Origin of the sequence: Ideonella lacteola (assembly GCF_038066555.1) — a bacterium.
Classification (GTDB): Bacteria; Pseudomonadota; Gammaproteobacteria; order Burkholderiales; family Burkholderiaceae_C; genus Ideonella; species Ideonella lacteola.
The window spans coordinates 37,736-51,356 of the sequence record NZ_JBBUTG010000025.1; the positions used below are offsets into that span (position 1 = coordinate 37,736).

A 13,621-nucleotide genomic window follows, 5' to 3' on the forward strand; every position below is an offset into this window, starting at 1 on the left:
ACACCCATTCGTCATGCAACAGAAACCTTATCTCGAACACGCGGACGTGCAGAAGATTCTCGAGGCCGCACGCGCCGAAGCCTGGACGCACCACTGGGCGGTGTCGATCGCCGTGGTCGACGACGGCGGCCACCTGCTGGGCTATTTCCGGCTGGATGGCGCACCGGCGTTGAGCGCCGAGATGGCCATCGCCAAGGCCCGCACGTCCGCCCTGGGCAAGCGCGAATCGCGCCACTATGAAGAGATGATCAACCAGGGCCGCGTCGCGTTCCTGAGTGCCCCGAAGCTCGACGGCATGCTGGAAGGCGCCGTTCCCATCACCTTGCACCACCACATCCTCGGTGCGGTGGGCGTCAGCGGCGTCAAGTCGAACGAAGACGCGCAGATCGCACGCGCCGGGGTGGCGGCCGTCACGCCGGTCTGAGGCTTCGCTCGATCGAGATACCTCAAGGGCACCGTCGGTGCCCTTTTTTCATGGCCGTTCACCGGGTTGCGACGGCCTGCGGTGCCGGCGCGGCGGTCAATCGGGCACGGGCGCTGCGAGGCGCGAGCGGCGCAGCCAGGCGACGGCGTCGGCGGCCGGCAACGGCCGGCTGAAGAAGTAGCCCTGGAACTCGTCGCAGCCCACGTCGCGCGCGGCCTCGGCCTGCGGGGCCGTCTCCACGCCCTCGGCCACCACCTTCAGCTGCAGCGCTCGCGCCAATTGGCACACCGCACGCACCACCGCCTGGGCATCCGCGGCCGGCATCGGATCGATCAGCAGGCGGTCGATCTTGACGGTCTGCAATGGCAGGCTGCGCAGGATGTTCAGCGACGACACACCGGCACCGAAGTCGTCCAGCGCCACATGCAGGCCCAGCGCGCGGAACTCGCCGATGCGCTCGCGGGCCTGGTCCAGGTGGGTGGCCGCCGCCGTCTCGGTGATCTCGATCGTCAGGAACTGCGGCGGCACGCGGTGCAGCGCCATGCTCCTTGCCACGAGGCCGGCGAAATCCGGGTCGAGCAACTGCAGGGGTGACACATTCACCGCCACCGGCACCACCGGCTCGTCGGCCGCCAGCCACGCGGCAATCTGGGCGCACGCCTTGTCCAGGATCAGCGCACCCAGTGCACCGATCAAGCCCGTGCGCTCGGCCGCGGGGATGAAGTCTGCCGGGCTGACGATGCCCACGCCAGGCCGCTGCCAGCGCACCAGCGCCTCGAAGCCTGTCAGGCGGCCATCGTCGGCCGCCACCTTGGGCTGGAACACCAGCAAAAACTCTTCGTTGTGCAAGCCCGCGCGCAGGGCCTGTTCGGCCTGCAGCGACGCACCCGAGCCACGCACATAGCCCGCGTCGGCCAGCCGCACCGACAGGCCCGGCACGCGCTTGGCTTCATGCATGGCGGCCTGGGCGGCCCGAAGCAACGCTTCAGGCGCACGGCCCGACTCGGGATGCAGCGCCAGGCCGATCGACATGTCGACGAAGAACCGGTGATCGGGCAGTTCCAGCGGACGCTGCAGGCGCTCACGCACCTGGCCAGCCACCGCCATCGACGCTGATTCGGCACCGCCCTCCCCGGCGGCCGGCCACAGCAACGCGAATTCGTCTTCGCCCAGGCGCATCACCTCGGCCGGTGGCGGCGCGGCCTCCTGCAGCGCCCTGGCCAGCGCGCGCAGCACGTCGTCGCCCACCGAAGGGCCGTGCGCTTCGTTGAAGAGCTTGAAGCGGTCGACATCCATCAGCAACAGGCCGAAGGGCTGCCCCTGCTCGCACAGGCCGGCCAGCCGGCTCAGCAGCGCACTTCGGTTGGGCAGGCCCGTGAGAGCGTCTTCGGTGGCCTGGCGCAGCAAGGCGGCCGCCGCGGCGTGGTGGTCGGTGTCGTCGATGACCACCACCTGTTCGGCGGGCCGGCCGTCCCACTCGATGCGCCACGAGGCGAAGCGCAGGTACATCGGCAAACCATCATGCCGGGTGCGCGGGCCTTCCCATTGGGCCTGCTCGACCTCGCCGTTGACGATTGATTGATGCCGCGAGAGTGAACGCTGCTTGTCGGCCTCGCTGACGAAACGGCTGCGCCAGGGCAAGGGAAACGGTTTCGGCTCGGGGTGGTTGTAGATCGTTCGCGCCGCCTTGTTGGCATAGGGCACGTGGTCGTCCTGGACAACGATGACGCCGAAGTGCGACTTCTCCGTCATGCGCAGGTATTGGTCGCGCAGGCGCTGCGCCGCTTCGCCGCTGCGGCGCAAGGCCGCATACAGCAGGCTGAACCCCATCCCCACCCGCAGCACCGTGCCCAGGCTCGCCTGCATCGGCAGGCCGGCCTCGCCCAGGGCCACGAACCAGAACTGGTTCAGGCCCAGGCCCACCAGCATGGCCGCGCTGAGCCGTTCGGCGCCCCTCTGCGCCCACAGCCAGCGTGCCGCCACGAGGCCCACCGCCAGATTCAGCAGGCCCGAGATCGCCTGGCCGAAACGGGGCTGCAACGGCAGCGAGATGGTGTAGACGACCACCAGCAGCACGCCCAGGCCCAGCAGGCGATGGCGCGACAGCGGCCGGCCCGCCAGCCCGGCCGCACCCGAGGCGAGCAGCAGCAAGGCGCCGGTCACGGCGCCCACCAGCAGCGCGCCCGCGAGCCACGCGCTCGGGCCGTGGGCGTTCTGCCACCACAGGAACGAGGGGGGCACGAGCACCTGCACGAGCGTGGCCAGGCCGAGCGAGCGAAGGAACAGCTGCTCCCGGTGGCGTCGCCATGCGAGTACGAGCGCCAAGCCAACGATGAGGTTGACCAGCGAGTTGATCAGGAAGGGATAACCCATGTCTCACAACGACAGCGTCGGGTCACGCCCGGCCGCTCGATCTCTATCGGCCGCACCCCGTGCAAATCAAGGCCAGCTTCGGCGACGGGGCGCCACAGGCCCACAAACCGCATGGACAAACCCGCCTCGATCGGCTCGACAACGGAGCGCAGACGCCCGGAAACCCGCCCATCGTAGGCGCGACTGTCCAGCATCACCGCAGGCTGTACAAGGCCTGCCGCATGGCGGCGGGCTCGTTGACCGTGCGAAGTTGCTGGTAGGCGGCCTCGGCTTCAGGGAACCGGCGGCGCAGAAAATTCAGCCACTGCTTGAGCCGGCCCGGACGGTGCCGCGGCGTGATGTGGCGCTCGATGCCGGCCCAGAAGACATGCAGCAGGCCCACCAGGCGTGGCCAATCGAGCGCGGCCGTCTCGCCCGTCGGCGTGGACACCGCCTGGCCGAGCGCCTCGCGGATGGCCCACGCCAGGCCAGGGTCGGACACCATGCCGCGCCCCAGCATCAGGCTGCTGCAGCCGCTCACCTCGCGACAGCGCAGGGCATCTTCGACCGACCAGATCTCGCCATTGGCCACCAGCGGCACCTCGACCACCCGGCGCAGATCCGCGATGCGCTCCCAGTAGGCAGGGGGCCGGTACCCATCGCGCTTGGTGCGGGCATGCACCACGATTTCGCTGGCGCCGCCCGTGGCCAGCGCCAGCACGCAGTCTTCCGCCTGGGCGTGGCTCTCGGTGCCCAGCCGCATCTTGGCCGACACCGGCAGGTGTGCCGGCACCGCCGAACGCACGGCCGCCATGATGCGGTGCAGCAGCTCGGGGTCATCGAGCAAGGCCGCACCGCCGCCGTGGCGATTCACCACCTTGGCCGGACAGCCGAAGTTCAGGTCCACCCCCGTGGGCCCCAGCGAGGCCAAGCGGCCTGCGTTGTCAGCCAGGCAGACCGGATCGGACCCGAGCAACTGGCCCCGCACGGGTACGCCCGACGGCGTGCAGCCCCCATGGGCCAGCTCGGGAATGATGCGGAAGAAGACACGCTCGGGCAGCAGGGTGTCCGTCACGCGGATGAACTCGCTCACGCAGCGATCGATGCCGCCGACGCGCGTGAGCATGTCGCGCAGGTGATGGTCCAGCAGGCCCTCCATCGGGGCCAAGAGCAACTGCATCTCGTTCTGGCCGGATCAACGCTCGCGGCGTTCGGGCTCGGCGATGTGGAGGTAGCGGGTAAATAGATCACGCGGCGGCGCCACCGAGGCCTGGCGCATCGTCTGCCCCACGGCGCCACGGTGATAGCCCCCATGCGTGATCACATGGAGCAGGATCTCCTCGCGCGACATGCAACCGCGGGCACCGTCGGTGAACGTGAAGCTGACCGGCTCGCGCAGCTGTCCGGGTGTCAACGCCCGGACATGGTCGATGTACCACTGGTCGGTGGCGCTCACTGCGGCCTGCAGTTCGTCGAGTGTGGGCGTCTCTGGGGTGTTGGTCGCGGTGTAGGTGTGCGGTGTGCCCGACAGGTGCGCGACGAAGATGCGATCGACCACGTGGATGTGGTTCAGCACACGGATCGCCGAATGGCGCTCGGCGGGGTGGGCTTCACCATCGACCTTGCGCAGCTCGGCGAACAATTCGGTGTTGGCCCAGGCCTTGTACTGGAAGAGGGACAGCAGCAGGGAAGAGGTGCTCATGGCGGTGGTGTCATCAACGGCCCGCGCATTGTGCAGCGGGCGGCCGGCCCACCCGGCAACCGGCCGCTCAAGACGGTCCGCGACCGGCACTGCTTCTCACTGATGGCCAGCGCTTCACCAGGCCCGCGCACCGACTCCCGCTCAGCCATCGCCCCACCAGGAAGTTCTGACGCCGTCGCGTCAAACGCTGGCACAAATGATGTGCATGGCGTTGCCAGCGTGCAGGCCGTCCCGGCGACGGTCGAAACAGCGCTGGTTGATCGCCGGGCCGTCCAGGTCCACCACGTCGGTGAAGCCCATGGTCTGCAGCTCTCGCACGAGGCTGTCGGGCTCGAAATCCGACCGCCAGGGCTCGCCTTGAGCCGCCAGCTGCATGGCCACCGCATGGATGACCGTGCGCTCGATCAGGTTCAACTGCATCGGGGGCACGCGATAGTCGAAAACGATGCCGCTGCCTGCCCGGCTTTGGGCGATGGCGTGCAGCGTGGATCTCACTGCCGCGGCGCTCAGGTAGTAGGTGACCCCCAACCAGGCCACGAAGACGGGCTCATGCAGTTGCAGGCCCGCCGCGGCCAGCGTGGCCATGAGATCTGCCCGTTCAAGATCGGCCGGTACGAAGACCACCTCCGGTGTCGCCAGCCCGGCGGTCGCCAAGGCCTCGCGCTTCCAGCGCTGGGTCGACGGATGGTCCACCTCGAACACCTTCAGCCCGGCGGCCGCATGCACATTGCGCGCGGCGAAGGTATCGAGCCCGGCCCCCAGCACCACATACTGCCGAACGCCCATCGACACGCGACGCGCCAACTCATCCTCGGCAATGCGGCTGCGCGCCACCACCGCCGCGCGCAAGCCACGCGACATCGGGTCGTTGCACGAAAACGGATTCGCTCTCAGCCGCTGCGCCTCGTCGGCGCCTAGCATGGTCAAGGCCACTGGGTCGTGGTGCACGACCGGGTCGTCCAGCAAGGCATGTACGGCGCGCTGCTCGGCCACGCGCCACGCGGTGCGGCTCGGTTGGCCACGGTGGATCAGGTTGTCGGGGGCTTGCCACATCGGAGTGCTCCAGTTCTGTGTTGAACATCGAAGCCGCACTCTGCGGGCTCACGTGGGGTGAGGGTCAAGCGCTGCGATCGCCTGCTGGATGAATTCGCGCGCCGCTGGCGTCATGGCCGCGCCTGCGCGCAAAAAGGGCTCCCTGGAATGGGCCTCGATCAGCCGGGCACGCAGCGCATCGTCGTGCCGGGTCAAGCGCCCCATCAGGTCGAACCACTCACGCACCAGCGGCCGGACGGCCGGGTCGCCGGGTGTCGTGCCCTGGCGCACCAGCAACATGATCCGCTCGACCAGGTCGTCCCAGGCATCGTCGAGGGTCTTGTCGAGGCGATCGATGTCCTCAGGCGACAAGTACCGCATGAGCACGTCCAGCCGGGCCTGCACCGCTTGCTCGATGTAGTGCAGCGTCGGCGCGTCCAGCCCGCCGCCTCCACGCGTGGGGGGATGGGCGCGGCGCATCTGCCGCCAGCGGTCGAGCATCGCTTCGTCGCCACGCATCCAGCGCATGGTGAGCCGCATCCAACGTCGCACCAGCGGCTGCAGCTCGATGTCGTCAGCCGGAACCCCGCCTTCGCGCGCCTGGCAAAACTCGCCGATCAACGCGGTGCTGTCGGCCTCCAGACGCCGCCAATCCTCAAACAGGCGCCGCGTTTCCTCGGGGCTGAAATACTGCTGGCAGGTGTTCATCAGCAACAGGCCGGCGAGCCAATCCTCCGGTGGTGGGCGCCCGCCACGGGCGAGCAAGGTCTGGGTCAAGACCAGTTGTTCGCGCAGGCGCTGGCTGCGTTCGATCTGCTCATCCAACTGCGCGATCTGCCGCGCGACCAGCGCAGGCACCTGGGCCCGATCGCCCTCCCCGAGCAAGGGCCCGATCTCAGCCAACGACAAGCCCATGCCCCGCAACGCCTGGATGGCGTGCAGCCGCTCGATGTCGGCATCGCCGTAGAGCCGGTAGCCCGACTCGGACCGGGCGGACGGCTGCAACAGGCCGATGCTGTCGTAGTGATGCAGCGTGCGGACGGTGAGGCCGCTGCGCCGGGCGAGTTCGCCAACTTTCAGCACGAACGCTCCTGCTTCCGGGGGGGAGATGGGAAAAGGTGGCCCGAGTATCAACCCTCACGCTGCGTGAGAGTCAAGCGCCGCCAGCACCACCGCCGCGAGCACGCAGCCCAACCCCATCCACTGCACCGCACGGATCGGCTCGCCAAACCACAGCGCCGACAGCATCAGTGCCGACACGGGCAACCACGCGGTGGCCAAGGAGGCCCGTGTCCCCGTGGTGCGGGCGCTGCCGGCGTACCAGAGCAGAAAGCCGCCGACCGTGGGCACCCAGGCGTAGTACAGAACCGCCGACACCGCATCAGCCGTCCAGACCGTCGGCGACGAGCCCCACGCCCAGGCGGCGGGCACGAGGCAGAGCAGCAAGCCACCCGCACTCATCAGGGTCGACAGCGCCAGCGGCGAGATCGGCATGCTCAGACGCTTGTTGGCCAGGATGAACAACGACTCGCAACCGATCGCGGCCAGCACCAGCGCGATGCCCAGCCAGCGCAGCGGTGCTGCCTCACCCGCCGCGGGGCTGGCCGCCACCGCCAGCACGCCCACCGTGGCCAGCGCAATGGCCGCCCACAGGCGCCAGCCCGGCCGCTCGCCCAGCCACCCAGCGCAGACCAGCGCCGACACCGCCGGCAAGGTGCCAGCCACGATGCCCGCATCCGCCGGCCCACAGCGCTGAACGCCCTCGATCAGCAGCACGGTGTAGCCCACGCTGCCGGCAGCGGCCTGCACCAGCAGCAGCGCCCCATCGCGCCAGCCGACCCTCGGCCAGGCCTCACGCCGCGCGAACATCATCAGCAGGAACACCGGCAGCGCCGCGGCATGGCGCAACGCCGTGGCAAGGAAGGGCTCGATCGCATCGCCAATCAAGCGGCTGACGACCACGGTGCTGCCCACGAGCACCATCGCCAGGCCGCACAGCCAGGGCCCCATCAGGGCATCGCGCGCCGCGTGGTGAGACGGGAGTGTTGAAGACGAACGTGTGGGCGACATGCAGACCCCGTCGGTTGAAACGGGCCGCAGTCTGGCCAAGGGGCTGGCACGCGTATTGAACGTGGTTGCAAGCAGCGGGCCGCGTCACCCCCGACGAGGCATCAGCCTCCTGGCTTCGGCCGGGGGCGCACGGCCTGTTGCCAGGCCCCCGGGGTGAAGCCGAAGTGGCGGCTGAAAGTGCGTGTCATGTGGCTCTGATCGGCAAAGCCGCAGGCCGCCGCAGCCTGCGCCAACCCCACGCCCTGGCGGATCAACCCGCGGGCATGCTCGGCGCGGCGCTGCAGCAGCCAGGCATAGGGCGTCAGGCCAAAGGCGCGCTGGAAGTGCCGCAGCAACTGGAAACGGCTCAGGCCACCCGCCTCCTGCGCCAGCGTCGCCAGATCGGGCACGTCAGCCATCTCGTCACCCAGCCGGTCGCGCACCCGCAGCAAGCGGTGGTGGGCCGGGCCGCTCGGCACGGCCTCGGGTGCGCGCGTGGCATGGCGGCTCAGCACGGCCGCGCAGCAGGCGACCAGCGACTCTTCGCAGGCCAGCACGTCCGCGGCCGTGGTCGCGCCGGCGTTCCAGCGCTCGAGCCGATCGAGCAACCGCCCCAGCGCGTGGGCAGCCGGAGGGTCACTGACCACCGGGCGGGCGAGTTCCGTGTGGCTGGGAGCCCCCGGCGCCATCGACGCCAGCACCGCCGGCTCCAGGTAAACCATGCGCCAGCGGCGCGGCGCTCCATCGATCGGCCGGCCATCGTGCACTTCACCCGGGTTGGTGGTGATCAGCTGACCGGCGACCGCCTCGACCTCGCCGCGGCCACTGGCCGAGCGCTGCGCACCGCGCTCCAGCCGGCCGAGCCCAAAGGTGCCGTGCCAATGTCGCCCATAGTGCCTTCCGCTGTCGATCACCGTGCCGTGAACGCCCGGCCAGGGCGAGCCGAGGACGTGGCAGTGGTGGCGCGGGGCAACAGACATGGGCGCGATCATGCCCCAGCGCCCCGGCGGCCCCTGCCGCCGACGGGGTCGGGTCGGCCCTCCGTTGACCCACACCGCCGTGCGCGCGACGATAAGCAGATGAGCGACAACACGCTGACGCCTCTCGGTGCCCCGGCCCGGCCCTGGCGCGATCCGCGCCGCTACCTGTGGCTGCTGAGCCCGTTCTTCGCCTTTTCGGCCGCCTGGCACCTGCTGAACTTCCAGCGCACCGGTGAGGTGTTCTGGCTCTGGCTGCTGCCCGGGATCATGTATGGCGTGATCCCGCTGGTCGATGCGCTGCTGGGCCCGGATGACCGCAACCCGCCTGAAGCGAGCGTGGCCACCCTGGAGGCCGACAACTACTACCGCGCGATCGTCGTGGCGTTCATCCCCTTTCAATTCGCGGCCACCGCCCTCGGCTGCGCGGTGGCGGCCTCGGCACCGCTCACGCCAGCGGGTTGGATCGGCCTGATCCTGACGGTGGGCGGCATCAACGGGGTGGCCATCAACACGGCCCACGAGCTGGGCCACAAACGGCCGCGTTGGGAACGGTGGCTCTCGCGGGTGACGCTGGCTCCGGTGGCGTACGGCCACTTCTACACCGAGCACAACCGGGGACATCACCTGCGGGTGGCAACGCCCCAAGACCCGGCCAGTGCCCGCATGGGCGAGAGCTTCTGGCGCTTTCTGCCGCGCACGATGTGGGGCGGCCTTCGCTCAGCCTGGCACATCGAGGCGGGGCGCATGGCACAGCGGGGGCTGCCCGCCTGGCATTGGCGCAACGAGGTGTTGCAGTCCTGGTCGATGACCGTGCTGCTCTACGGCGCTTTGGCCGTCGCATTCGGGGCCAAGGTGCTGCTGTTCCTGGCGGTGCAGGCGTTCTATGGCGCATCGCTGCTGGAGGTGGTCAACTACATCGAGCACTACGGCCTGCTGCGGGCACGGCGGGCCGATGGCCGGCACGAGCCCTGCGACGTGACGCATTCGTGGAACTCGAGCCACGTGCTGTCGAACCTGTTCCTTTATCAGCTGCAACGGCACAGCGACCACCACGCCCATCCGGGGCGCCGCTATCAGGCGCTGCGGCACTTCGCGCAGAGCCCGCAGTTGCCCTCAGGCTACTCGGCGATGCTGTTGGCGGCCTATGTGCCACCGCTGTGGTTCAGGTTGATGGACCCGCGCGTCGCCGCGCACTACGGCGGCGACCTGACGCGTGCGAACTTGCACCCTTCCCGGCGCGAAGCGCTGATCGAGCGCTACCGCCCACGCGCTCGCCCCTGAACGTGCGCTTGAGCGCGCCGTTGAACGCGCCCTTGAGCGCGCACTGAAGCGCGCACTTGAACGCGACCCTGAGCGCCACCTTGGTGCAATCAGGCCTGCCCGGGTGACGGAGCGGGAAGTTCATCGCGGGGCAAACAAGGGGTCACCCTGATACCACGTTAGGGGCTGTTCGACGGCGGTTCGGCTACTTACGATGCCAAGCGTGACGAAACCGCCCGGCAGGTGAAGCACCTGCTGGCGCGGAGGTTGTGCAGTACGTCGTCGAGGCAGCCGCCATGCCGATTCCCCCGCTCCAGCGCTATGTGATTCTCTCGACACCCCGTTCGGGAAGTTCGCATCTGGTGGCCGCGCTCGAAGCGCACGCGCAGGTGGCCTGCCTGGGCGAGGTCTTCAACCCGCATGGCGGCGCACTGAAGCGGCTCGGCTACTACGACGAGCAGATGATGACGCTGCTGGCCGAGCAGCCGATCGTCTACCTCGACAAGCTGATGGGCCTGTGCGCCCATGGGCCCGCGGCCAAGCCGGTCTTCGGCTTCAAGATGATGCTGCACCACGATGAACGCGTGATCGACCATGTCTCGGCCGACCCGGCCTGGAAGGTGATCCTGCTGCGCCGCAACAACCTGCTGGCCCAATGGTCGTCGCTGCAGATCGCCAAGATCACCGGCGAGTGGAGCAGCAAGGGCAAGAAGCGGCGTGCGGCGGCCGGCCAGCCTGAGCCCGAGGCGCCGCGCATCGAGTTCAAGCCCAAGGCGTTTGCCGCCTACTGCGAGAAAGTCAGCTCACGCTACGCCACCATCCGCGAGCAGGTGGCAGGCCACGAACTGTTCGAGATCGATACCGAGCACATCGATGCGCAACGCGACGCCCTGCTGGCGTTCCTTGGCGTCAACCCCGCCCTCGCTGCGCCTGCACCGGGTGCCGGCGAGCGGCAGAACAGCAGTTCGCTGGAAGAGCGCTTCACGAATGCGGAGGCCGTGCGTCGATACGCCCGTGAGCACGGCATGCCCTTGGCGGGCTGAGCAATGCCAACCGCAGCGGCAGGTTCAGGCCCCCGCTGCCGCATGCATCCACTCGGCGTGGCGTTCCTTGCGTCGCTGGCGGGCCGCCTCGGCTTCCGCCATCAGCCGCGCACCGGCCGACAGCATCGGTACCGCCTCGGGAACCGGCTCGGCCCTTGGCGCTGGCTCGGCCACGGGGCGAGGTAAGGGGGCCAGCCGCCGCACCGGCACATCCGCGGGCACTGTCCCGGCGCTCGCAGCCTGCCGCCGTGGTGCCGCGCCAGCGTAGCCAAACTTGTCGATGATGAACTTCTCGCGGCGAGCCACCAGCTTGATGCTCTCGTCGTCGTAGTAGTACGACGGCCCGTGGGGCCGCGTCGACGTGTTCACCTTGCGGGCCGAGAGCACCTGGTCGCGCTGCGCGTCGTTCAGCGGCACGCCACAGGCCTCAAGGGTTTCGATGAAGTCGGTGGCCAGCGATTCATTGCGGATGAAGTGGCTGACGATGCAGTTCGAGCGGTCCATCACCTGCAGCGCGGGCAGGCTGTCGAACATCGGGCCCAATTGATCGGCCCCCTGCACGAACAGGCTGAAGTAGCGGTAGGTCATCAGGCCCGCCGCCTTTCCGAGCGGCGATTTGCCGTACCCCGCCATCAACATCTGTCGCATCGCCCGGCGCGCAAGCACCGCCTGCAGCCATTCGCGAAATGCATGCGCGTCGTCGGGATCGGCGTACCAAGAGCGGGCACGCTCGACGTCCCAATCCAAGGGCAGGCGGCGTTCAGGGCTGGGGGCTCCAGGCCGCGCGCCTTCGGCGCTGTTTTCCTGTGTCGGTTGGCGCGACGCGGCTTTCTCGCGCAGGCGCTGCCAGCGCTTTTCGTTGGTCAGTCGCTGGAACAGCTCACCCTTGCCCTGGCAGCCATACGACCACAGAGACAGGTACCAGAGCCAGGGGTTTCGCACCGAGCCCACGAAGGGCAAACCGCGGCTGAGCAAGGCGCGGTCAGGCGTGTTGTGCTTGCCGTCGTTGAGGCCGCCCACCAGCTCACGCAACAGTTGCTTGATGTGGGTGGACCCCGTCTTTTGAAGCTCGATGAACACGAGCTTGTCGCAGATCAGCATGGTGTCCCTCCATGACTGCCACGGCCCGTGCCGTGGGTGCCCTGACGCTCGACATGGCGTTCAGTGTGGCTGCAGTCTGGAGGGCGAAGCCGGTGCCTTCCATCCCTCGATCGGGTTGCCTGGGCACCAAATTAGGTTCCCCTAGATTCAGGGGTGGTCAGGGGGTGCGGTGAGGAGGTGCGCGCCGTTCTTCGCGACGCGAGGCGGTGCGGGATCGGGGCCGAACTCAGTGTGAGTAGTCGGGCGTGACGGCGGGCGTCGCGAACTCGAAGCCGATCACCGCGCGGGCATACAGGTAGTTTTCACGTGCTCGCTCACTCAGCGCGTCGATGTCGACCTGGCCCTGCTCATCGCATGGGAAGACCATCGCGCGCCCCTGATTGAACAGCGACTGAAAGCGAAGCTCGAAGCGCTTGGCTGTAGGCTGGGCCGCGACACGGATTTCGTCCATTTTTCAGTCTCCGCAGGCACCGGAAGGATTCGGTGGTATGGCCCTCACTGTAGGCACCGCCACCGGCGGGCGCAGCGGCTCGACGTCGATGAACGCTGTCGGTGCCCGACGCGACGTGGTGTCAGCGTTTGTCCGACAAGCGGCGCTTGGCTGCACCGCCGGCCACCACGGCGGCCACGACGACGAACCCAGCCAGCACGCCCAGCAGCGCGTTGGCCAGCGCCGTCACCAGCCAATCCACCGCGGGCACGGAGGCCGACAGCGCCTCGATCGCGTGGTGCACGGCCGGCACGCCATGGACGAGGATGCCGCCGCCCACGAGGAACATCGCAGCCGTGCCAACGATGGCCAGCCCCCGCATCAGCCATGGCGCCGCAGCCAGAAGCAAGGCGCCGAACTTCTGCGCGAACGCGCCGGGGCGGCGGCTGAGCGCCAGGCCCGCGTCGTCCAGCTTCACGATGCCGGCCACAAAACCGTAGACGCCCACCGTCATCACCACCGCCACCAGCGCCAGCACAGTGGCCTGGGTGCTGAGCGCCGTGCCGGCGACGCTGCCCAGGGTGATCGCAATGATTTCCGCTGATAGCACGAAATCGGTGCGGACCGCGCCCTTGATCTTGTCTTTCTCGAAGGCGACCAGATCGGTCTCGCCGGAAACCAGGGCCTTGGTGAGCTCGGCGTGTTGGGCGTCATCGTCGGCGGCGCTGTGGAACCAGCGGTGCGCCAGCTTCTCGGCGCCCTCGAAGCACAGGTAGGCGCCGCCGATCATCAGCAGCGGCGTGATCAGCCACGGCGCAACGGCGCTGATGGCCAGCGCGGCCGGCACGAGGATGGCCTTGTTCATCAGCGAACCTTTGGCCACGGCCCAGACCACCGGCAGCTCCCGCTCGGCGCGCACACCGGCGACCTGCTGGGCATTCAGCGCGAGGTCATCGCCCAGCACGCCGGCGGTCTTCTGCGCCGCCACTTTGGTGAGCACAGCCACATCGTCCAGCACGGTGGCGATGTCGTCGATCAGGGCAAGCAGGCTGGCAGCGGCCATGGCGGGTCTCGGCAGATGAGCAAAACGCGCGATGTTAGAGCCTGTGGCGAACCGGCATGGCGGCCGTTCACCACCATGCCCCCCAAAGCCGGCGACTGGGCCGCCTTGCCGTACAGTGCCGCGGCGCCCGCCCCACCCCGGCCGGCTGCATCGCTCATGAATGACGCCGACCGCGCATTCGCCGA

The 13,621-nt window shown here is 68.8% G+C and carries 13 protein-coding genes; 3 read left to right on the top strand and 10 right to left on the bottom strand.

Annotated elements, in window-relative coordinates:
* The first annotated feature begins 13 nt into the window (after nt 1-13).
* Complete coding sequence (locus AACH06_RS25110) at nt 14-424, top strand: GlcG/HbpS family heme-binding protein (RefSeq protein WP_341428546.1); 411 nt, start codon at nt 14-16, stop codon at nt 422-424.
* A 96-nt stretch (nt 425-520) separates the two neighbouring features.
* Here the strand turns inward: AACH06_RS25110 and AACH06_RS25115 are convergent, their stop codons facing one another.
* The 7 genes from AACH06_RS25115 to AACH06_RS25145 all read right to left on the bottom strand — a co-directional run bounded on the left by AACH06_RS25115 (nt 521) and on the right by AACH06_RS25145 (nt 8,539).
* Entirely contained in the window at nt 521-2,797 is a 2,277-nt protein-coding gene (locus AACH06_RS25115; protein ID WP_341428547.1) for a putative bifunctional diguanylate cyclase/phosphodiesterase, read from the bottom strand.
* Nucleotides 2,798-2,990: 193 nt separating this feature from the next.
* Nucleotides 2,991-3,956 carry a tRNA dihydrouridine synthase gene (locus tag AACH06_RS25120; RefSeq protein ID WP_341428548.1) on the bottom strand — a complete coding sequence of 322 codons (966 nt, stop codon included), beginning with the start codon at nt 3,954-3,956 and terminating at the stop codon, nt 2,991-2,993.
* A 15-nt stretch (nt 3,957-3,971) separates the two neighbouring features.
* Nucleotides 3,972-4,478, bottom strand: coding sequence for a DinB family protein (locus AACH06_RS25125; protein WP_341428549.1), 507 nt, complete (start codon nt 4,476-4,478; stop codon nt 3,972-3,974).
* 180 nt (nt 4,479-4,658) lie between these two features.
* Nucleotides 4,659-5,531, bottom strand: coding sequence for a class I SAM-dependent methyltransferase (locus tag AACH06_RS25130; RefSeq protein ID WP_341428550.1), 873 nt, complete (start codon nt 5,529-5,531; stop codon nt 4,659-4,661).
* Nucleotides 5,532-5,579: 48 nt separating this feature from the next.
* Nucleotides 5,580-6,593 carry a MerR family transcriptional regulator gene (locus tag AACH06_RS25135; RefSeq protein ID WP_341428551.1) on the bottom strand — a complete coding sequence of 338 codons (1,014 nt, stop codon included), beginning with the start codon at nt 6,591-6,593 and terminating at the stop codon, nt 5,580-5,582.
* 54 nt (nt 6,594-6,647) lie between these two features.
* Nucleotides 6,648-7,580: a DMT family transporter gene (locus tag AACH06_RS25140; RefSeq protein WP_341428552.1), complete on the bottom strand. Its 933-nt coding sequence runs from the start codon at nt 7,578-7,580 to the stop codon at nt 6,648-6,650.
* A gap of 101 nt (nt 7,581-7,681) precedes the next feature.
* Nucleotides 7,682-8,539 carry an AraC family transcriptional regulator gene (locus AACH06_RS25145; RefSeq protein ID WP_341428553.1) on the bottom strand — a complete coding sequence of 286 codons (858 nt, stop codon included), beginning with the start codon at nt 8,537-8,539 and terminating at the stop codon, nt 7,682-7,684.
* A gap of 99 nt (nt 8,540-8,638) precedes the next feature.
* On the opposite strand from AACH06_RS25145, the gene AACH06_RS25150 reads away from it, so the two are divergent.
* Both AACH06_RS25150 and AACH06_RS25155 read left to right on the top strand, forming a co-directional pair.
* Nucleotides 8,639-9,820 (top strand): alkane 1-monooxygenase, encoded by a 1,182-nt coding sequence (locus AACH06_RS25150; protein ID WP_341428554.1) that lies wholly within the window; start codon nt 8,639-8,641, stop codon nt 9,818-9,820.
* Between the two features lie 275 nt (nt 9,821-10,095).
* Nucleotides 10,096-10,842 carry a hypothetical protein gene (locus tag AACH06_RS25155; RefSeq protein ID WP_341428555.1) on the top strand — a complete coding sequence of 249 codons (747 nt, stop codon included), beginning with the start codon at nt 10,096-10,098 and terminating at the stop codon, nt 10,840-10,842.
* A gap of 24 nt (nt 10,843-10,866) precedes the next feature.
* Here AACH06_RS25155 and AACH06_RS25160 read toward each other — a convergent pair whose 3' ends face one another.
* The 3 genes from AACH06_RS25160 to AACH06_RS25170 form a co-directional block, all read right to left on the bottom strand.
* Nucleotides 10,867-11,943 (bottom strand): hypothetical protein, encoded by a 1,077-nt coding sequence (locus tag AACH06_RS25160; RefSeq protein ID WP_341428556.1) that lies wholly within the window; start codon nt 11,941-11,943, stop codon nt 10,867-10,869.
* Between the two features lie 226 nt (nt 11,944-12,169).
* Entirely contained in the window at nt 12,170-12,394 is a 225-nt protein-coding gene (locus tag AACH06_RS25165) for a hypothetical protein (protein ID WP_341428557.1), read from the bottom strand.
* 121 nt (nt 12,395-12,515) lie between these two features.
* Nucleotides 12,516-13,436 carry a DUF808 domain-containing protein gene (locus AACH06_RS25170; protein ID WP_341428558.1) on the bottom strand — a complete coding sequence of 307 codons (921 nt, stop codon included), beginning with the start codon at nt 13,434-13,436 and terminating at the stop codon, nt 12,516-12,518.
* Nucleotides 13,437-13,621 lie beyond the last annotated feature (185 nt).

Coding starts and splice junctions, on each gene's coding strand:
- AACH06_RS25170 (WP_341428558.1), bottom strand. CDS start 13,436: ATGGCCGCTGCCAGCCTGCTTGCCCTGATCGACGACATCGCCACCGTG.
- AACH06_RS25155 (WP_341428555.1), top strand. CDS start 10,096: ATGCCGATTCCCCCGCTCCAGCGCTATGTGATTCTCTCGACACCCCGT.
- AACH06_RS25130 (WP_341428550.1), bottom strand. CDS start 5,531: ATGTGGCAAGCCCCCGACAACCTGATCCACCGTGGCCAACCGAGCCGC.
- AACH06_RS25115 (WP_341428547.1), bottom strand. CDS start 2,797: ATGGGTTATCCCTTCCTGATCAACTCGCTGGTCAACCTCATCGTTGGC.
- AACH06_RS25110 (WP_341428546.1), top strand. CDS start 14: ATGCAACAGAAACCTTATCTCGAACACGCGGACGTGCAGAAGATTCTC.
- AACH06_RS25120 (WP_341428548.1), bottom strand. CDS start 3,956: ATGCAGTTGCTCTTGGCCCCGATGGAGGGCCTGCTGGACCATCACCTG.
- AACH06_RS25125 (WP_341428549.1), bottom strand. CDS start 4,478: ATGAGCACCTCTTCCCTGCTGCTGTCCCTCTTCCAGTACAAGGCCTGG.
- AACH06_RS25140 (WP_341428552.1), bottom strand. CDS start 7,580: ATGTCGCCCACACGTTCGTCTTCAACACTCCCGTCTCACCACGCGGCG.
- AACH06_RS25145 (WP_341428553.1), bottom strand. CDS start 8,539: ATGTCTGTTGCCCCGCGCCACCACTGCCACGTCCTCGGCTCGCCCTGG.
- AACH06_RS25165 (WP_341428557.1), bottom strand. CDS start 12,394: ATGGACGAAATCCGTGTCGCGGCCCAGCCTACAGCCAAGCGCTTCGAG.
- AACH06_RS25150 (WP_341428554.1), top strand. CDS start 8,639: ATGAGCGACAACACGCTGACGCCTCTCGGTGCCCCGGCCCGGCCCTGG.
- AACH06_RS25160 (WP_341428556.1), bottom strand. CDS start 11,943: ATGCTGATCTGCGACAAGCTCGTGTTCATCGAGCTTCAAAAGACGGGG.